The organism is Streptomyces sp. NPDC033270 (genome assembly GCF_055576575.1).
The window spans coordinates 81,918-102,225 of the sequence record NZ_JBVIRA010000018.1 but is presented as its reverse complement, the minus strand read 5'-3'; the positions used below and the strand labels follow the sequence as shown (position 1 = coordinate 102,225).

Sequence of the window (20,308 nt, the reverse complement as noted above, 5' to 3'; positions counted from 1 at the left end):
GTGCCCTGCGGGAACAATGCAGACCCGGAACCCCGGCAACTTCTCCTTGAATCGTAGACGGCCTTCTGTGACTACTGACGAATAACGGCTTGCAAACGACTTGCAGGTACTTTCTCGGGCTGAGTTCCCGGGAATTCATTGGCGTGGCCATACTCGAAAGTCCGACATCCGCCTGAGCCCCTGCCTCCGGGAGATCCGGCAGTGGCCCCGTGTGCGTGTCGCATGGCCGCGCCGCATCCCTGTGGCTCGCTGGCAGTTCTCTGCTGCCCGCTGGAAGTAAGGTTGAGCATTGATCCCCTTGTCTTTTGCGCAGCGTCGGTTGTGGTTCGTCCACCAGCTGGAGGGGTTGTCGGCGACGTACAACATTCCGCTGGTGCTGCGCTTGACCGGTGGGCTCGATGCCGGGGCGCTGGGTGCGGCGGTCGCCGATGTCGTGGGTCGCCACGAGAGTCTGCGGACGGTGTTCCCTGCCGTGGACGGGGTCCCCGAGCAGCGCGTCCTCGATGCGGCCGGGCTGGACTTCGGGTGGGAGGTCGTCGACGCCTCGGGCTGGCCGGCGGGTGAAGTGGACGACGCCGTCGCGAAGGTGGCGTGGTACGAGTTCGACCTGGCCGCCGAGGTCCCCTTCCGCGCACGGCTCTTCAGGCGGTCGGCCGAGGAGCACCTGATGGTGCTCGTGATGCATCACATCGCGTCGGACGGCCTGTCGCTGGCACCGCTCCTGCGGGACGTCGAACTGGCCTACCGGGCGCATGCCGTCGGCGAGGCTCCCGGTTGGGCGCCGCTGCCGGTGCACTACACCGACTACACGCTGCGGCAGCGCGAGATGCTCGGAGACGAGACGGACCCGGACAGTGTGCTCGGCCGTCAACTGCGGTTCTGGGAGCGGACGCTCGCCGGTTTCGAGGGGCGGCTGGAGCTTCCGACGGACCGGCCGTATCCGGCGGCGGCCGACTACCGGGGCGACCGGATCGCCGTGGAGTGGCCCGCGTCGCTGCAGGAACAGGTGCGGCAGGTGGCGCGCGCACATCGGGCCTCCGGTTTCATGGTCGTCTCGGCGGCGCTGGCGCTTCTGCTGTCCAGGCTGAGCGGCAACCCCGATGTGGCCTTCGGTGTGCCGACCACGGGCCGGCGCGATGCCGATGTCGCGGAGCTGGTGGGGTTCTTCGCCAACACGCTCGTGCTCCGCACGGACGTTTCCGGCGATCTGACCTGCGCGGAGCTGCTGCGGCAGGTCCGCGAGCGGATCCTGGACGCGTCGGCGCATCAGGACGCGCCGTTCGACGCCCTGGTCGACCTGATCAACCCCGCCCGCTCGCAGGCGCATCACCCGCTGGTCCAGGTCATGCTCGGGTGGCAGAACAACATCTCGGCCGACCTGGACCTGCCGGGTATCCGGGCCGACATCGTGCCCACCGCCTCCCACGCCGCGCGCATGGACCTGACTTTCAGTCTCCGCGAGCGCTACACCGAGTCCGGCGAGCCGGCGGGGATCGGTGGTGTGGTCGAGTACCGCACCGACGTGTTCGACGCGGCGACGATCGAGTCGATGGTGGCCCGGCTGCAGCGGATCCTCTCCGCGATGGTCGCCGACATGGATCAGCCGGTGCTCTCGGTCGACCTGCTCGATGACGACGAGCGCGCACGACTCGACCGGCTGGGCAATCGTGTCGTGCTCTCGGAGCCGGTCGCGGGCGCGTCGATACCCGAGCTCTTCGCGGCTCGGGTACGGCGGGCCGCGGACGCCGTGGCGGTGGTGTTCGAGGGCCGGTCGTGGACGTACCGGGAGGTCGACGAGGCGTCGGCCCGGCTCGCGCATCTGCTGGCCGGCCGCGGTGTGGGCGCGGGCGACACCGTCGCCCTGCTGCTGCCGCGCTCCGCCGAGACCGTGTTCGCGGTCCTGGCCGTGCTGAAGCTCGGCGCCACGTATGTGCCGATCGACGTCAAGCACCCCGACGACCGGGTGGCCTTCATCCTCGGCGACGCGGCTCCGGCCGCCGTCGTGACCACGGCCCAACTGGTGCACCGGGTCGACGGGTTCGACGTCGCGGTGGTGGACGTCGACGACCCCGGCCTGGCCGCGCAGTCGGTCGCCGCCCTGCCCGTCCCCGACGCCGACCGCGTCGCCTACATCATCTACACGTCCGGCACCACCGGTGTCCCCAAGGGCGTCGCGGTCACCCAGGCGAGCGTCACGCGGCTGTTCACCTCGACGGCCCCGGGATTCTTGCCGTCCCCTGACCAGGTGTGGTCGCTGTTCCACTCCTACGCGTTCGACGTGTCGGTGTGGGAGATGTGGGGTGCGCTGCTGCACGGCGGGCGCCTGGTCGTCGTCTCCGAGGACGTCGTCCAGTCCGCCACCGACTTCCACCGGCTGCTCCTCGACGAGCACGTCTCCGTCCTCAGCCAGACGCCGTCGGCCTTCTACGCCTTGCAGGCGGCCGACATGCGGCAGCCGGACGGGCGCCGGCTGGACGCCCTGGAAGCCGTGGTCTTCGCGGGCGAGGCTCTCGAACCGTCCAAACTGCGGGCGTGGCTCGATCAGCGTGCGACCTGGCCCCACCTGATCAACATGTACGGCACGACGGAGACCACCGTCCATGCGTCGTTCCGGAGCATCGTCGCCGCGGACCTGGACAGCCATGTGAGCCCCGTGGGCGTCCCCCTTGCCGACCTGGCCTTCTTCGTCCTGGACGCCGGTCTGCGGCAGGTGCCGGTCGGCGTGGTCGGCGAGCTGTACGTGGCGGGCCCCGGCGCCGGCCTGGGCTACGTGGGCCGTGGTGGCTTGACGGCGTCGCGGTTCGTGGCGAATCCGTTCGGTCCTGCGGGTTCGCGGATGTATCGCACGGGTGATTTGGTGCGGTGGAACTCCGGCGGTGAGTTGGAGTATGTGGGGCGTTCGGACGACCAGGTGAAGATCCGTGGTTTCCGGGTGGAGTTGGGTGAGGTCGAGGCTGCTCTGGCGGGTGTGGCCGGGGTGGAGCGGGCCGCTGTGGTGGTGCGGTCGACCGATGCCGGTAAGCAGTTGGTGGGCTATGTGGTGCCCGCCGATGCGGTCGCCGGTGTGGATGGTGCGGTGGTGCGCGGTGAGGTGGCCGTGCATCTGCCGGAGTACATGGTTCCTGCGGTGGTGATGGTCGTCGAGGATCTGCCGCTGACGGTGAACGGCAAGTTGGACAAGCGGGCTCTGCCGGAGCCGGAGTTCACGGGTGGGGTGTATCGGGCGCCGTCGTCGCCGGTGGAGGAGATCCTCGCGGGGATCTTCGCCCGGGTGCTGGGTCTGCCGCAGGTGGGCGTGGACGACTCCTTCTTCGACCTGGGCGGAAACTCCCTGTCGGCGATGCGGGTGGTCGCGGCGATACGCGAGTCCTTCGACTCCGAGATCGGTGTGCGCTCGCTGTGGGATGCGTCGTCGGTGGCGGGACTGGCCCGATTGGTGGGTGCGCTGCCGGGTGCGGGTGCGGGTGCGGCGTGGGTTCCGGTGGTGCGTCCTGAGCGGTTGCCGCTCTCGTTCGCGCAGCGGCGGCTGTGGTTCATTCACCAGTTGGAGGGGTTGTCGGCGACGTACAACATTCCGCTGGTGCTGCGGCTGAGCGGTGAGTTGGACGTACGGGCGCTGGGTGCGGCGGTCGCCGATGTGGTGGGTCGTCACGAGAGTCTGCGGACGGTCTTCCCGGACGTGGACGGTGTGCCCGAGCAGCGCATCCTCGACGTGGCCGAGGCGGACTTCGGCTGGGAGGTCGTCGACGCCACCGGATGGACGGAAGCGCAGAGAGACCACGCCGTCGGCGAGCGAGGTCGGCACGGGTTCGACCTGGCCGCCGACATCCCCTTCCGCGCAACGCTCTTCGCGGTGTCGGCCACCGAGTACCGGCTGGTGCTCGTCATGCACCACATCGCGGGCGACGGCTGGTCGCTGGCGCCGCTGCTGCGCGACCTGTGGGACGCGTACGCAGCGCGCACCACGGGTGACGCGCCCAGCTGGGAGCCGCTGCCGGTCCAGTACGCCGACTACACGCTCTGGCAGCACGAACTCCTCGGCGAGGAAGCGGATGCGGGCAGTGTGCTCCGTCGGCAGATGGAGTTCTGGGAGCGGACACTGGCCGAGCTTCCCAGCAGGCTGGAGCTTCCCACCGACCGGCCGTACCCGGCGGAGGCCGATCAGCACGGCGGCCGGGTCGTCGTCGACCTGCCCGTGGAGTTCCAGGAGCTGGTGCAGCGGGTCGCGCAGGAGCGCGATGCCACGACGTTCATGGTGATGTCGGCGGCGCTGTCGGTGCTGTTGTCGCGGTTGAGCGGCAGTGCGGATGTGGCGTTCGGTGTGCCGACGGCGGGCCGTGGGCGGACCGAGTTCGACGACATGGTCGGGTTCTTCGTCAACACGCTGGTGCTGCGGACGCAGGTCTCGGGTGAGCAGAGCTTCGGTGAGCTGCTGGGACAGGTCCGGGAGCGGAGCCTGGACGCCTTCGCGCACCAGGACGTGCCCTTCGACGCCCTGGTGGACCGGCTCAACCCCGTCCGCACCCAGGCCCATCACCCGCTGATCCAGGTGCTGTTCGCCTGGCAGAACAACACGCTGCCCGACATCTCGGTGCCGGGAATCGGCATCGACATCGCGTCGGTCGACATCGAAGCCGCCCGGATGGACCTGGCGTTCAGCCTGCGGGAGCGGTTCGACGATGCCGGCCGGCCCGCGGGCATCGGCGGCGTCGTCGAATACCGCACCGACGTGTTCGACGCCGCGACCGTGGAACGCATGATGGCGCGCTGGCAGCAGCTGCTGACCGCCGTGGCTGCCGACGCCGACCGGCCGTTGGCGTCGCTCGACGTCCTCGACGAGGGGGAGCAGGCCCGGCTGGATGTGCTGGGCAACCGGGCGGCGCTGTCGGAGCCGGTTGCGGGCACGTCGGTTCCCGAACTCTTCGCCACTCAGGTACGGCGGGCTCCGGACGCCGTGGCGGTGGTGTTCGAGGACCGGTCGTGGACGTACCGGGAGCTGGACGAGGAATCGTCGCGGCTCGCGCACCTCCTGTCCGGCCGCGGTGCGGGTGCCGGGGACGTGGTCGCGCTGCTGCTGCCCCGTTCGGCGCACACCGTGATCGCCATTCTGGCGGTGCTGAAGCTGGGCGCGGCGTATCTGCCGATCGATGTGAACAACCCGGACGAGCGCGTGGCGTTCGTGCTCGACGACGCCGCGCCGGTGGCCGTGGTGACCACCCGGGAGCTCGCGGACCGGCTCGACGGGAGCCGGGTGGCGGTCGTGGACGTCGAGGACCCGACGCTCGGCGACCAGCCGTCCGAGGCCCTGCCGTACCCCGACGTGGACCAGGCCGCCTACGTCATCTACACCTCCGGGACGACCGGCACCCCCAAGGGCGTCGCGGTCACGCACCGCGGCATCGCGGACCTGATCGTCACCCACCTCCAGCGACTGACCGCATCCGGCGCTCCGGGCACCGGCTCCCCGCAGCCGCACGAGCACGTGTGGACCCTGTTCCACTCGTACGCCTTCGACTTCGCGGTGTGGGAGATGTGCGGCGCGCTGCTGAACGGCGGGCGCCTGGTCGTGGTCCCCGAGGAAGTCGTGTACGCGCCCTCCGACTTCCACGACCTGCTCGTCGACGAACAGGTGACGGTGCTGACCCAGACGCCGTCCGCGCTGGGACGGCTGTCTCCGGAGGGACTGGCGTCGATCGCGGTGCTGCTGGTCGGTGGCGAGGCCTGCCCGGCCGAGCTGGTCGAGCGCTGGGCACCCGGCCGCGCCATGATCAACGCCTATGGCCCGACGGAGTGCACCGTCTACGCCTCGATGAGCAGGCCGCTGGTCCCCGACGCGGCGGTGCCGATCGGCGCCGCCGGCTCGGGCACCGCGCTGTTCGTGCTGGACAGCGCACTGAGCCGGGTCCCGGTGGGGGTCGCCGGCGAGCTGTATGTCGCCGGACGCGGTGTCGCGCGCGGCTACGTACACCGTTCCGGACTGACGGCGTCGCGGTTCGTGGCGAACCCGTTCGGCCCGGCCGGTTCGCGGATGTACCGCACCGGTGACCTGGTGCGGTGGAACCACGACGGTGAGCTGGAGTACGTCGGGCGCGCCGACGACCAGGTGAAGATCCGCGGATACCGCGTCGAACTCGGCGAGATCGAGTCGGTACTGCGCGCCGGCCCCGGGGTGGGACAGGCCGCGGTCGTCGTCCGTGAGGACCAGCCGGGCCACAAGCGGCTGGTCGGCTATGTCGTCCCCGACGCCGACGGGGCGGGCGCGCTCGACGGTGCCCGGCTGCGCCGCCTGACGGGCGAGCGCCTGCCGGAGTACATGGTGCCCGCGGCGGTCGTGGTGCTGGACGCACTGCCCATGACGGTCAACGGCAAGCTGGACAAGCGGGCCCTGCCGGTGCCCGAATACGGCGACGCGGGCGGATACCGTGCGCCGACCACTCCGGCCGAGGAGACCCTCGCCGCCATCTACGCGCGGGTGCTGGGCGTGGAGCGGGTCGGCGTCGACGACTCCTTCTTCGATCTCGGCGGCGACAGCATCTCGTCCATGCAGGTGGTGTCCCAGGCCCGGGAGGCGGGCCTGCGCTGCAAGCCCCGCGACATCCTGGTCGAGCAGACCGTGGCGCGCGTGGCCCGGGTCCTTGGCATCTCCGGCCCGGACGAGCCGCAGGGCGCGCCGGACGACGACTCCGGTCCCCTCACGGCGACGCCGATCATCCGGTGGCTCGACTCCCTCCGGGCGCCGATCGGCGAGTTCAACCAGACCATGCTGTTCCAGGCACCGCCGCAGACGGAGTACCGCGACGTGGTCGCGCTCCTGCAGGCGCTGCTCGACCGGCACGCGATGCTCCGGCTGAAGGTGGGCGACACCCCGCCCGGTGAATCCTGGAATCCGACGATCCCGCCGGCGGGATCGGTCGACGCCGCCCGCTGCGTCACCGTCGTCGACGAGTTCACCGACACCTCCTTCACCGACGCGCTGCGGCAGCTGGACCCGCACGCCGGAGCCATGGTGCGCGCCGTCTGGGCCGCCCCGGCGAAGCGCCTGATGCTGGTCGTCCACCACCTCGCGGTGGACGTCGTCTCCTGGGGAATCATCCAGCGGGACCTGGCGGCCGGGTGGCGTTGCCTCGCGGACGGCCGACAGATCGCGCTGGACACCAGCGGCACCTCCTTCCGGCGCTGGGCCACGACCCTGGCGGACCACGCCACGTCCCCCGCGGTCGTCGACCGGCTCCCGGACTGGCAGCGGATCGAATCGGCCGCCGCCCTGCTGCCGACGCCGCGTCCGGAGGTCGACACCTGGCCGACCGTGGAGCAGCTGTCGATGTCGGTCGACCCCGCGCTGACGGACGTGCTGGTGACCGAGGCGACCGCGGCACTGCGGATCAACATCCAAGAGCTGCTGCTCATCGCGCTCGGCGCGGCACTGGCGCAGCAGCACCGGCACTTCGGCGCACCCCTCCGGATCGACGTGGAAGGCCACGGCCGCCGTGACGAGGTGGGCACCGGGCTCGATCTGACCAACACGGTCGGCTGGTTCACCGCCAAGTACCCGGTCGCGCTGACCGCCGCCCCGCTGGACCGGGACACCGTCCTCGCCGGCGGCCCGGCCCTGGGCGAATGGGTCAAGGACGCCAAGGAACAGCTGCGTGCCGTCCCGGACGGCCTCACCTACGGCCTGCTGAAGTACCTCGGCGACACCGCGGAGCTGCCCGGCGGGGACCCGGCGGTCGGGTTCAACTACCTCGGCCGCCGCGGCACCCCGCAGACCGGTGAGCAAAGCGGTGACTGGCGGATCCTCGGACCGCTCGACGCCCCCGACGCCCGGCGCTTCACCTCGCAGTCGATGCTGCTGCCGCACACCGTCGACATCAACGCGGTCGTGCTCGACAACGGCGAACGGCCCGAGCTCCACGCGACCTGGAGCTGGGCCGGCGCGCGGGTCGACCGCGCGTACATCACCGGCCTCCAGGCGCGGTGGCACGACGTCCTGGCCGGGATCGCCGCGTATGTGACGAACGGCGGCGGCGGACTGACGCCCTCCGACGTCGTACCCGCATCGGTCACCCGGCAGCAGATCACCCGGCTCGAACAGGTCGTCGAGCCGGCCGACATCCTCCCGCTCACCCCGCTCCAGACCGGACTGCTCTTCCACCGCCGGACCGACGGGGCCGAGCCCGCCGAGCTGTACACCGTGCAGCTGGGCATCGAGATCACCGGTGCGCTGGACGCGGAGCGCCTGCGCGAGGCCGTGCACACGGTGATCGCCCGCCACCCCAACCTCGCGGCCAGGTTCGTCGCCGACCAGCTCACCGAGCCGGTGCAGATCGTGCCGAAGCACCCGGACGTGCCGTGGACCGTGGTGAGCGGCGACGCCGGCGACGACCAGGAGCTGCTCGACGCGGAACTGGCCGCCTGCAGCAGGCTGGAGGACGAGGCGCCGCTGCGCGTCCTGCTCCGCGCGACGGGGCCGGACCGGCACACGCTCGTGCTGTCCGTCCACCACATCGTGGTGGACGGCTGGTCGATCCAGATCCTGCTACGGGAGATCTTCGCCGCCTACCGGCATGAGCCCCTGGCGCCCGCCCCGGCGTTCCGGACCTATGTCGAGTGGCTGTCCGCCCAGGACTGGACCGCCGCACAGCGGCACTGGCAGCAGCTGCTGGCGGGGCTGGAGTCGCCGACCCTGGTGGACCCGGTCGAACGATCCGGCCCCGCCGGGCGAGCGCTGATCCGAGCCGACCTCCCGGCGCACACCACCCGTGCCCTGGAGCGGCTGGCGCGGTCGCAGAACACCACCCTGAACATCGTGCTGCAGGCCGCCTGGGCGCGACTGCTGGGCGCGCTGACCGGCGGCCAGGACATCGTCTTCGGCACCACCGTCTCCGGCCGTCCGGCGGATCTGCCCGGCAGCGAAGCGGCCGTGGGCATGTTCATCAACACGATTCCGGTACGCGCCCGGATGACCGCCGGGACGACAACGGCCGAACTGATCGGCACGCTGCGGGACGCCTACCACGACGGACTGGACCACCAGTTCATGGCACTGGCCGACGTCCAGCGCGCAGCGGGTCACCAGCGGCTCTTCGACGCGATCTTCGTGTACGAGAACTATCCGCTGGAGGCGTCCGGCGGACAGCTCGACACCACGGAGCTGGGCATCCGGATCGCCTCCAGCCGCGAGTTCACGCACTACCCGATCGCCCTGCAGGCCTGGCCGGGCCGGCAGCTGCGGCTCCGCCTCGAATACCGCACCGACGTCTTCGACGAAGCGGCGGCCGAGCGGATCGTGGCGCGGCTGGAGACCCTGGTGACCGCCATGGCGGCCGACGCCGATCGGCCGTTGGCGTCGCTCGACGTCCTCGACGAGGGGGAGCGGGCCCAGCTGGATGTGCTGGGCAACCGTGCGGTGCTGTCGGAGCCGGTCGCCGCCGTGTCGGTGCCGGTGCTGTTCGCCGGGCAGGTGGAGCGGACTCCGGATGCCGTGGCGGTGGTGTTCGAGGGCCGGTCGTGGACGTACCGGGAGCTGGACGAGGCGTCGTCGCGGTTGGCGCATCTGCTGGCGGGTCGCGGTGTGGGCGCCGGGGACGTCGTGGCGCTGCTGCTGCCGCGTTCGCAGCACACGGTGCTCGCGATCCTGGCGGTGCTGAAGCTGGGCGCGGCGTATCTGCCGATCGATGTGAACAACCCGGACGAGCGCCTGGCGTTCGTGCTCGACGACGCCGCGCCGGTGGCGGTCGTGACGACGCAGGCGCTGTCGGACCGGCTGTGCGGGCACGGCGTCGCCGTGGTGGACGTCGAGGACCCGGCCCTCGGCGACCAGCCGTCCGCGGCCCTGCCGTTCCCCGGTGCCGACCGGATCGCCTACCTCATCTACACCTCCGGAACGACCGGCACCCCCAAGGGCGTCGCGGTCACCCACGCCAACGTGACGCAGCTGTTCGCCGCGTCGCCACGGAAGTCCGAGCTCGCGCCCGGGCAGGTGTGGTCGCTGTTCCACTCCTATGTATTCGACGTGTCGGTGTGGGAGATGTGGGGTGCGCTGCTGCACGGCGGGCGCCTGGTCGTCGCCTCCGAGGACGCCGTCCGCTCCGCCACCGACTTCCATGGCCTGCTCGTGAAGGAGCAGGTCACGGTACTGACCCAGACACCGTCCGCTCTGGGCCGGCTGTCGCCCGAGGGACTCGACGGAGTGCGGACCGTCTTCGTGGGCGGCGAGGCGTGCTCGGCCGAACTGGTCGACCGCTGGGCGCCCGGCCGGGACGTGATCAATTCCTACGGCCCGACCGAAGGCACCGTCTACGCCTCGATGAGCGCACCCATGCAGCCCGGCAGGGGAGCCCCCATCGGCTCGCCCGTACCGGGTGACGCGCTGTTCGTCCTGGACGCCGGTCTGCGTCGGGTGCCGGTCGGCGTGGTCGGCGAGCTGTACATCGCCGGACGCGGTGTCGCACGGGGATACGTCCGTCGCCCTGGTCTGACGGCGTCGCGGTTCGTGGCGAATCCGTTCGGTCCTGCGGGTTCGCGGATGTATCGCACGGGTGATTTGGTGCGGTGGAACTCCGGCGGTGAGTTGGAGTATGTGGGGCGTTCGGACGACCAGGTGAAGATCCGTGGTTTCCGGGTGGAGTTGGGTGAGGTCGAGGCTGCTCTGGCGGGTGTGGCCGGGGTGGAGCGGGCCGCTGTGGTGGTGCGGTCGACCGATGCCGGTAAGCAGTTGGTGGGGTATGTGGTGCCCGCCGATGCGGTCGCCGGTGTGGATGGTGCGGTGGTGCGCGGCGAGGTGGCCGTGCATCTGCCGGAGTACATGGTTCCTGCGGTGGTGATGGTCGTCGAGGATCTGCCGCTGACGGTGAACGGCAAGTTGGACAAGCGGGCTCTGCCGGAGCCGGAGTTCACGGGTGGGGTGTATCGGGCGCCGTCGTCGCCGGTGGAGGAGATCCTCGCGGGGATCTTCGCCCGGGTGCTGGGTCTGCCGCAGGTGGGCGTGGACGACTCCTTCTTCGACCTGGGCGGAAACTCGTTGTCGGCGATGCGGGTGGTCGCGGCGATACGGGAGTCCTTCGACTCCGAGATCGGTGTGCGCTCGCTGTGGGATGCGTCGTCGGTGTCGAGACTGGCCCATGTGGTGGGTGCGCTGCCGGGTGCGGGTGCGGGTGCGGCGTGGGTTCCGGTGGTGCGTCCTGAGCGGTTGCCGCTCTCGTTCGCGCAGCGCCGGTTGTGGTTCATTCACCAGTTGGAGGGGTTGTCGGCGACGTACAACATTCCGCTGGTGCTGCGGCTGAGCGGTGAGTTGGACGTACTGGCGCTGGGTGCGGCCGTCGCCGATGTGGTGGGCCGGCACGAGAGTCTGCGGACGGTCTTCCCGGACGTGGACGGCGTGCCCGAGCAGCGCATCCTCGACGTGGCCGAGGCGGACTTCGGCTGGGACGTCGTCGAAGCCACCGCATGGACGGCACACCGGCTGGACGAGGCCGTCGGTGCGGTGGCACGCCACGAGTTCGATCTGGCGGCCGAGATCCCCTTCCGCGCCCGTCTGTTCGCGGTATCCGCCACCGAACACCGGCTGGCCTTGGTGGTGCACCACATCGCGGGCGACGGCTCGTCGCTTGCGCCGCTGGTACGCGATCTCCTCACCGCCTACCGGGCGCGTGGCGCCCATACGGCCCCCCAGTGGTCGCCGCTGCCGGTCCAGTACGCCGACTACACGCTGTGGCAGCACGAACTCCTCGGCGACGAGGCGGATCCCGAGGGCCGGCTCGGCCGGCAGACCCGCTTCTGGGAGCAGGAACTCGCCGGATTCGAGGGGCTGTTGGAGCTTCCGACGGACCGGCCGTATCCGGCGGTGGCCGACCACCGGGGCGGTCAGGTCCTCGTCGAGTGGCCCGCGGAGCTGCAGGAACTGGTGCAGCGGGTCGCACGGGAGCACGACGCGACGACGTTCATGGTGATGTCGGCGGCGCTGTCGGTGCTGTTGTCGCGGTTGAGCGGCAGTGCGGATGTGGCGTTCGGCGTGCCGACGGCGGGCCGTGGGCGGACCGAGTTCGACGACATGGTCGGGTTCTTCGTCAACACGCTGGTGCTGCGGACGCAGGTCTCGGGCGAGCAGAGCTTCGGTGAGCTGCTCGGTCAGGTCCGGGAGCGGAGCCTGGACGCCTTCGCGCACCAGGATGTGCCCTTCGACGCCCTGGTGGACCGGCTCAACCCCGTCCGCACCCAGGCGCACCACCCGCTGATCCAGGTGCTGTTCGCCTGGCAGAACATCACCCTGCCCGACCTGTCCCTGCCCGGCCTGGACATCTCCCCGGACCAGGCGGACACCCTCACCGCACGCATGGACCTGACGTTCAGCCTGCGTGAGCGGTTCGACGACTCCGGTCGGCCCGCGGGCATCGGCGGCGTCGTCGAGTACCGCACCGACGTCTTCGACGCCGAGACCGTGGCACGCGTGGTGGCCCGGTGGCAGCGGCTGCTCACGGTGATGGTCGCCGACGCGGACCGCCCGGTGATGTCGGTCGACCTCCTGGACGAGGAGGAGCGGGCGGAGCTGGACGTGCTCGGTCAACGCGCCGTGCTGTTCGAGCAGGCCGACGACCCGTCGATTCCGCAGCTGTTCGCCGGGCAGGTGGAGCGGCGGCCGGACGACGTGGCCCTGGTGTTCGAGGGCCGGTCATGGACGTACCGGGAGCTGGACGAGGAATCGTCGCGGCTCGCACACCTCCTGTCCGGCCGCGGTGTGGCTGCCGGGGATGTCGTGGCGCTGCTGCTGCCCCGTTCGGCGCACACCGTGATCGCCATCCTGGCGCTGCTGAAGCTGGGCGCGACGTACCTGCCGATCGACGTCAACCACCCCGACGAGCGCGTGGTGTTCCTCCTCGACGACGCAGCGCCCCTCGCGGTCCTGACCACCGCCGAACAGGCGCACCGCGTCGACGGATCCGGTGTCCCGGTGGTCGACGTCGAAGATCCCGACATCAGCGCGCAGCCGACCGCCGCACCGCCGCTGCCGGACGCACACCGCGTTGCGTACATCACCTACACCTCCGGAACGACCGGTGTGCCCAAGGGCGTTGCCATCACCCAGGCGAACGTGACGCAGATGTACGCCCCCTCGGAGCGGGCGTTCGTGCCGACCCCGGACCAGGTGTGGTCGCTGTTCCACTCCTACGCGTTCGACGTGTCGGTGTGGGAGATGTGGGGTGCGCTGCTGCACGGCGGACGCCTGGTCGTCGTCCCCGAGGACGCCGTCCACTCCGCCACCGACTTCCATCGGCTGCTCATCGACGAAGAGGTCACCACCGTCAACCAGACCCCGTCGGCGCTCGAAATGCTGTCGCCCGAGGGACTGGACGGCGTACGGACCGTCTTCGTGGGCGGCGAGGCGAGTTCGCCCGAGCTGGTCGAGCGCTGGGCGCCCGGCCGCGCCATGATCAACGGCTACGGCGAGACCGAGACGTTCTATGCGTCCATGAGCGGTCCCATGCAGCCCGGCAAGGGTGCGCCGATCGGTTCGCCGGTTCCGGGTGACGCGCTGTTCGTGCTGGATGCCGGTCTGCGCCGGGTGCCGGTCGGCGTGGTCGGCGAGCTGTACGTGGCGGGCCGCAGCGTCGGCCTGGGCTATGTGGGCCGCGGGGGTCTGACGGCCTCGCGGTTCGTGGCGAACCCGTTCGGCCCCCCGGGGTCGCGGATGTACCGCACCGGTGACCTGGTGCGGTGGAACGCCTGGGGCGAGCTGGAGTACGTGGGCCGCTCGGACGACCAGGTGAAGATCCGTGGCTTCCGGGTGGAGCTGGGCGAGGTCGAGGCCGCCCTGGCCGGTGTGGCCGGTGTGGACCGGGCCGCTGTGATCGTGCGGCCGACCGATGCGGGCAAGCAGTTGGTGGGTTACGTGGTGCCCGCCGACGCGGCGACCGGCCTGGACGGCTCGGCGGTGCGCGGCGAGGTGGCCGTGCAGCTGCCGGAGTACATGGTTCCGGCCGTGGTGATGGTCGTCGAGGACTTCCCGCTCACCGTCAACGGCAAGCTGGACAAGCGGGCGCTGCCCGAGCCGCAGTTCACGGGCGGTGCGTACCGGGCGCCGTCGTCGCCGGTGGAGGAGATCCTCGCGGGCATCTTCGCGCGGGTGCTCGACCTGCCCCGGGTGGGCGTCGACGACTCCTTCTTCGACCTCGGCGGGAACTCCCTGTCGGCGATGCGGGTGGTCGCCGCCGTACGGGAGTCCTTCGACTCCGAGATCGGCGTGCGCGCGCTGCTGGAAGCACCGACGATCAGGGGACTGAGCCGGCAGCTCTACAGCTGGTCGCAGTCGGACGAACTGCCCCAGGTCACCAGGCTCCGGCAGGGCCCCGGCGATCCACTGTTCTGCATTCACCCCGGTGGCGGCGTCAGCTGGGCCTACCAGGCCCTCGGCAACGTCCTGAAGCGCCCGATCGTCGGCATCCAGCAGACCGTCGACACCGGCGAACGGCCCCGCACCGTACGGGAGATGGCCGAGCTCTACGCCGACCTGGTGCAGTCGATCCGGCCCGAAGGGCCCTACGACCTGCTCGGATGGTCCTTCGGCGGCGTGGTCGCCCATCAGATGGCGGTCGAGCTGCAGCGCCGGGGCGCGCAGGTGCGACGGCTGGTGCTGCTGGACGCGGCCATGGTGGAGCCCGGTGTGACACGGGCGGCGGAAGAGGAGTTCGACGAGGTCGATGTGCTGCGGTACTTCGTCTCCAAGAACGTCGAGCTGCCCGCGCCGCCCGAGCTGACCTCCTCCGAGCAGATCGTGGAGTGGGTCGAAGGCCAGTCCTCCCTCGGCGCCGCCATCCCGCCGGCCTGGATCATCAGCCACGTCGTACACAACCTCCGATACAACTCGGAACTCTGGCACGGCCATACACCGGAAATGTTCGACGGCACCGCCGTGGTGTTCAAGGCAATGGGGGCGGAAGTCGATTCGGGCTACTCGCGCGACTGGACGCCCTTCGTCACCGGTCCGGTCAAGGAATACGAAGTCGCATGCGAACACAACGACATATTGAGTCCCGATGTGTTGGACGCCTATGGCGACCTTCTGAAAGCAGGATTGGCAGGTGTCGATGATGAGTAAAGCCGGTGAATTCCCCTACGAGGCCGGAATCCATCCCAAGGGGTATACGTCCCGGCCGTGGACGATCAGGCAGCTGGCGGGCCTGGGCGACGGCCTCGACACCAACAAGCGATTCCACTACCTCCTCGAACGCGGTGAGACCGGGCTCTCCCTGGCCTTCGACCTGCCGACCCAGCTGGGGCTGGACCCGGACGATGCGGCGGCAGTGGGAGAGGTCGGCCGCGCGGGCGTCTCGGTCGCCACCGTCGACGATCTGGCGGCGGTGTTCGACGGAATTCCGCTGGACCAGGTGTCGGTCTCGTTCACCATCAACGCGACCGCGCCGATGATCCTCGCCCTGTGGATCGTGGTCGCCGAGGAATCCGGCGTCGATCCCGCACTGCTGCGCGGCACGCTGCAGAACGAGATGCTGAAGGAGCACGCGGCCCGCAAGGCGTTCGTCTTCGACCTGGACGACAGCTTCCGCTTCTCGCTGGACGTCATCGAGTACTGCGTACGCCATCTGCCCAAGGTCAATCCCGTCTCGATCTCGGGCGGCCATGCCCGCGAGGCCGGCGCGAACCGGTCGCTGGAGGTGGCGCTCGGCATCGCCGACGCCGAGCAGTACCTCCAGGGCATGCTGGACCGCGGTTTCACCGTCGACGAGGTCGCGCCACGGCTGAGCTTCATCTTCGGCACCCATATGGAACTGCTCGCCGAGGCGGCGAAGTTCCGGGTGCTGCGGAGGATGTACGCGACGCGCATGGTGGACCGCTTCGGCGCCACCAACGACAAATCGACCCGCATGCGCATTCAGGTCAACACCTTCGGATCGGCCCTGGCCGCGAGTGAACCGCTCAACAACATCGCGCGTACCACCATTCAGGCGATGGCGGCGGTTCTCGGCGGGGTCCAGTCGCTGCACGTCTGCGGTTTCGACGAGGCGGCGCAGACCCCCGGCCAGCTCTCCGCGCGGGTCGCGCTGCGCGTGCAGCAGATCCTGCTGAAGGAAACCGACGTGGCCCGGTACGTCGACCCGCTCGGCGGATCGGACACGATCTCCCGCATCGCCGACGAAATCGAGCAGGAAGCACAGGGCTGGCTCGACGACATCGCCGCCCGGGGCGGACTGCTGAGCTGTCTGCGCAGCGGGTGGCTGGAGTCGCATATCGACGACATGGCCTACGCCGGCGGTGGTCCCACGGTCGGCGTCGCCGATGCCGAGGTGTCCGAGGAGGAGGAGTGGCTCACCGAACGGCAACTTCGCTCCGGCGTCGTTCCGGGGCGTCGACGGCCCTTCGAGCGGGGGACGTGTGAGGCCGAACTGCGCGCCCTGACCAGCGACGTCGCGGCGGGACGCAACGTCATGGAATCGATGATCGCGGCTGCGCGGGCACGGGCCAGCATCGGCCAGATGCAACGTGCGGTCGCGGACGGACTGGCGGCCGCCGCGAACGACGGCCAGGCCCGCTGAACGGCAGTGCCAAACGCCGTCCCCGTGAAGTGCGGTGACGCGCCGACGGCAATTCCGAACAGACAGCGAACAGTCAGCGAAATAGACAGCGAATAGGTAGCGAGTAGATATGAACCAGCAGATGACCTCCACCATTTCCGCGTTCTGGGAGCGCGCTCTCGGTGTGGACGGCCTCACGCCCGAGGACAACTTCTTCGACCTCGGCGGTGACTCCCTGGTGGCGGCGAAGATCCTCGCCCTGATCGAGCGGGAGTACGGCATCGAGGCGGAACTGCGCCTGATATTCAACAACCCCACCATCGAGGAGTTCGTGGACGCCGTCAACGAGGAGCTGACCGCGGTGCCACAGCGGGGGGCCGGTGCATGACCGCACAGGAATTCCTTTCGCTGTGGGGCGGCCCGACGAAGCCGGAGTGCTTCCTCACCGACTTCGCACGGCACGTCGAGGACGACCCCGATCGCACGGCGGTCGTCGACACCGGACGCCAGTACACCTACGGTGAGCTGGCGGCCTGGGCGCAGTGCGTGTCGGCCGACCTGGAGACGGCCGGAGTGGCCACCGCAGACCGGGTCGCGGTGTCCCTGCCGCGCGGCGCGGGCGCGGTCGCCGCGCTGCTCGGGGTGATGCTCCGCGGCGCCACCTACGTGCCGCTGGATCCCGAATACCCCGCCGAGCGCCTGCAGTTCATGATCGACGACTGCGCGCCGCGTGCCGTCATCGCCACCGAGCACACCAGCGTGCGCTACGACGGCCCGATGCTGCGGATCGGTGCGGCGCCCGCCACGACCGCGGCGCCGGACATCCGCCCGGTCCCCTGCGACCCCGAGCTGCCGGTCTACGTCATCTACACCTCCGGTTCGACCGGGTGGCCCAAGGGCGTGGCACTGACCCACCGCTGCGTGGACGCGATGGTCGACTGGCAGGCCTCGCACTCGCCGCGACCGGACCTGCGTACCGCCCAGTTCGCCCCGCTGAACTTCGACGTCTCGTTCCAGGAGATCCTCGGCACGCTGTGCGGCGGCGGCACGCTGGTGATCATGCCGGAGGAGCTGCGCCGCGAGCCGGCCCGCCTGCTGCGCTGGCTGGCCGACCACCGGGTCGAGCGGCTGTTCGTCCCGTTCGTCGCCCTGCAGATGCTGGCCGTGACGGCGCGGGCGGAACTGCTCGACAAGCTGCACCTGGTCGAGGTGAACACCGCCGGTGAGCAGATGGTCTGCTCACAGGACGTCCGGTCGATGTTCGCCGGCATGCCCGCCTGCCGACTGGTCAACCACTACGGGCAGAGCGAATCCGCCATGGTGACGTCGCATGTACTGGACGCCGACCCGGCGACCTGGCCCCATCTGCCCCCGATCGGCGTCCCCCTGCCCGGATGCGAGCTGCTCGTCGCACCGGAGGATCCGGACACCCCCCACATCGGCGAACTCCTCGTTGCCGGGCACCCGTTGTCCGAGGGATACCTGGGGCGGCCGGAGCTGACCGCCCAGCGGTACATCGACATCGCCCCCTCCCCGGCCGGGCACACCCGAGCCTTCCGCACCGGGGACCTGGTCGAACTCACCGCGGACGGCGTGCGCTTCCTGTCGCGCATGGACGACCAGATCAAGATCCGCGGAATCCGGGTGGATCTCCTGGAGGTCGATGCGCAACTGCTGTCGGCCCCCGAGATCGCCGCCGCCGCGACGGCCATGGTGCCGAGCAGGTCCGGTCACACCAGCCTCCGGGCCGCGGTCGTACTCCGCGAGAGCGGCGACGCGGCCATCGAGGCCGGCATCCTCGACCGCCTGCGCACGGTGCTGCCGGAGGTGTCGGTGCCGCTCTCGGTCACCGAGCTGCCCGAACTCCCCAGAACGCCCAGTGGCAAGATCGACCGAGAGGCCGTCGTGCAGGCGATCTCCGATGATCTGAGCCGGCGTCGACGCGGCCGGGTCGGTCGCGCATGACGACGATCCTGCATGACCGGCCCGCGGACGCCGGCCAGTACGCGCTGTGGGCGGAGGCGGAGATCGATCCGTCGATCAGCGGCGGCGGATACTTCGTGGCGACCTTCCACGGCGCCGTCGACGAAGACGATCTGAAGGCGGCGGCCCAGTCGGTGCTGCACCGGCACGAGCCGTTGCGGTCGGTGCTCCGGCTGATCGACGGGCAGCTGCGCCAGTGCGTGCTGTCGGCGCAGGACGCCTGCTCCTTCGGCCGCGCCGAACTCGCCTGCGAGCAGGGCACCGAGAGGGCAGCCGTCCGTGCCTGGACGGCGCAGCACCTCCAGCGCCGCCACTGGGACCTGTCCACCGAGGCACCGATCCGCTTCCACCTCCTGACGCACGGCGACGACCGCTGCTCGGTCGTGTTCGCGGCACATCACGCCGGCTTCGACGGGCGCAGCAAGTTCCTCGTGGCCCGGGACTTCTCGGCCTACCTCGGGGACATCCGGGCGGGCCGCCCGGTACGGCCGTCGCCACTGGCCGCGCCCACGACACCGGTCGCCCCCGGCGACGTGGTCGAGGAGGCGACGGCCTTCTGGCGCCGGACCGTCGAGACGGCCACGCCGATGGCCCTGCCCGAGGGCGGACGGCTGGGAGACCGGACGATCACGTCCTCGCCCACCATCGACCTGGACCCGTCCGCGGTCGCCACCCTGCGGGAGACGGCCCGGACGCTGAAGGTGAGCACCTTCACCATGCTCCTGGCGGCCTCGATCCGTCAGTTGGCGGTGTACGGCAACAGCACCGCTCTCCTGGCGCTGGCCTCCGACGTGAGCGACGAGCACACCGGCCATGTCGCGGGCCTCCAGATCAACGTGGTCCCCGTGGCCGTCGGGATCAGCCGGCAGGCGTCGATCGAGCAGTCGGTGGAGGCGGCCCGCCAGGCGCTCTCCCACCTGGCGCGCTTCCGCCGGGTTCCGTTCGTCGACCTGGTCGCCGGCGTGCCGGGCAAACCGCTGGCCCGGCTCGGCACCGAACTCGGCCTCTCCTTTCCCCGGCCACCGGCCGGGCTGGACCTGGACATCCCGGGCCTGCGCACCGACTGGGACTTCTTCACCCCGAACACCTCGGCGACGCTGGCCAGGACACTGCAGATCCGGGCGAACTGGCCGGACTGCCGGGTGCGCCTGGACTACCGCCAGGACCTCATGGGAGCGCAGGAAGCGGAGCAGCTCCTGACCGACTTCCGCACGGCCGTCTCGGACCTCGCGGCGAACCGTACGACGCCCTCGGTCACCACGGCGGTCGCGGACCGGCCGGACACCGCCACCGACGGGATCCCCTACACCCGCGGCGGTGTCCGCGCCGGAACACTGCTGGACGAGGACCCCCCGAATCCGCCGCGCCTGGTCCCCGCGGAGGGCGTGGCGTTCACGGCGCACGGCCCGTCGGGGCAGCCGTTGCCGCGATCGATCGCGGGTGCGCTCCAGGTCCGTCTTCCCGACGGCCGCGAGATGCCCACCGGCGACTGCGGATATGTCGCCGCGGACGGCGGCGTGCGGCTGCTCGGGCCGGAACACGGCCGATGGATCTGCACCCGCAGCCTGATCGACGCCTCGGCCGTCACGCGCATCGCCCGGACCCATCCATGGGTCCGGGAAGCGGAAGTGCGGCTCGAAAGGGCCCGGACCCAGACCGCGGTGCTGGTGGTGACCGGTCGGGGCCCGGATGCCCCGACCGTGCGCGAGTTCCGCGCGTATCTGCGGAAGTGGCTGCACGGAAGCGATCTGCCGGGACGTATTCAGATCCGCCATTCCGAGATGGACAGCAAGGAAGGATGA

The 20,308-nt window shown here is 70.5% G+C and carries 5 protein-coding genes; all 5 read left to right on the top strand.

What is annotated here, in order from left to right:
• Window positions 1-298 precede the first annotated feature (298 nt).
• The 5 genes from ACZ5XZ_RS24245 (at window position 299) to ACZ5XZ_RS24225 (ending at window position 20,308) form a co-directional block, all read left to right on the top strand.
• Window positions 299-15,091, top strand: a complete 14,793-nt coding sequence (locus tag ACZ5XZ_RS24245; RefSeq protein ID WP_468981385.1) for a non-ribosomal peptide synthetase — start codon at window positions 299-301, stop codon at window positions 15,089-15,091.
• Window positions 15,081-16,544: a methylmalonyl-CoA mutase family protein gene (locus tag ACZ5XZ_RS24240; RefSeq protein WP_468981543.1), complete on the top strand. Its 1,464-nt coding sequence runs from the start codon at window positions 15,081-15,083 to the stop codon at window positions 16,542-16,544. The genes ACZ5XZ_RS24245 and ACZ5XZ_RS24240 overlap by 11 nt, the downstream gene beginning before the upstream one ends.
• Before the next feature lie 121 nt (window positions 16,545-16,665).
• Window positions 16,666-16,911, top strand: a complete 246-nt coding sequence (locus ACZ5XZ_RS24235; RefSeq protein WP_468981382.1) for an acyl carrier protein — start codon at window positions 16,666-16,668, stop codon at window positions 16,909-16,911.
• Window positions 16,908-18,488 carry an amino acid adenylation domain-containing protein gene (locus ACZ5XZ_RS24230; RefSeq protein WP_468981381.1) on the top strand — a complete coding sequence of 527 codons (1,581 nt, stop codon included), beginning with the start codon at window positions 16,908-16,910 and terminating at the stop codon, window positions 18,486-18,488. The genes ACZ5XZ_RS24235 and ACZ5XZ_RS24230 overlap by 4 nt, the downstream gene beginning before the upstream one ends.
• A complete protein-coding gene (locus ACZ5XZ_RS24225) occupies window positions 18,485-20,308 on the top strand; it encodes a condensation domain-containing protein (protein ID WP_468981379.1) in 1,824 nt (607 codons plus the stop codon). The genes ACZ5XZ_RS24230 and ACZ5XZ_RS24225 overlap by 4 nt, the downstream gene beginning before the upstream one ends.

Bases quoted from the DNA above. Each gene is read 5' to 3' on its own strand.
- ACZ5XZ_RS24230 (WP_468981381.1), top strand. From the start codon at position 16,908: ATGACCGCACAGGAATTCCTTTCGCTGTGGGGCGGCCCGACGAAGCCG.
- ACZ5XZ_RS24240 (WP_468981543.1), top strand. From the start codon at position 15,081: ATGATGAGTAAAGCCGGTGAATTCCCCTACGAGGCCGGAATCCATCCC.
- ACZ5XZ_RS24235 (WP_468981382.1), top strand. From the start codon at position 16,666: ATGACCTCCACCATTTCCGCGTTCTGGGAGCGCGCTCTCGGTGTGGAC.
- ACZ5XZ_RS24225 (WP_468981379.1), top strand. From the start codon at position 18,485: ATGACGACGATCCTGCATGACCGGCCCGCGGACGCCGGCCAGTACGCG.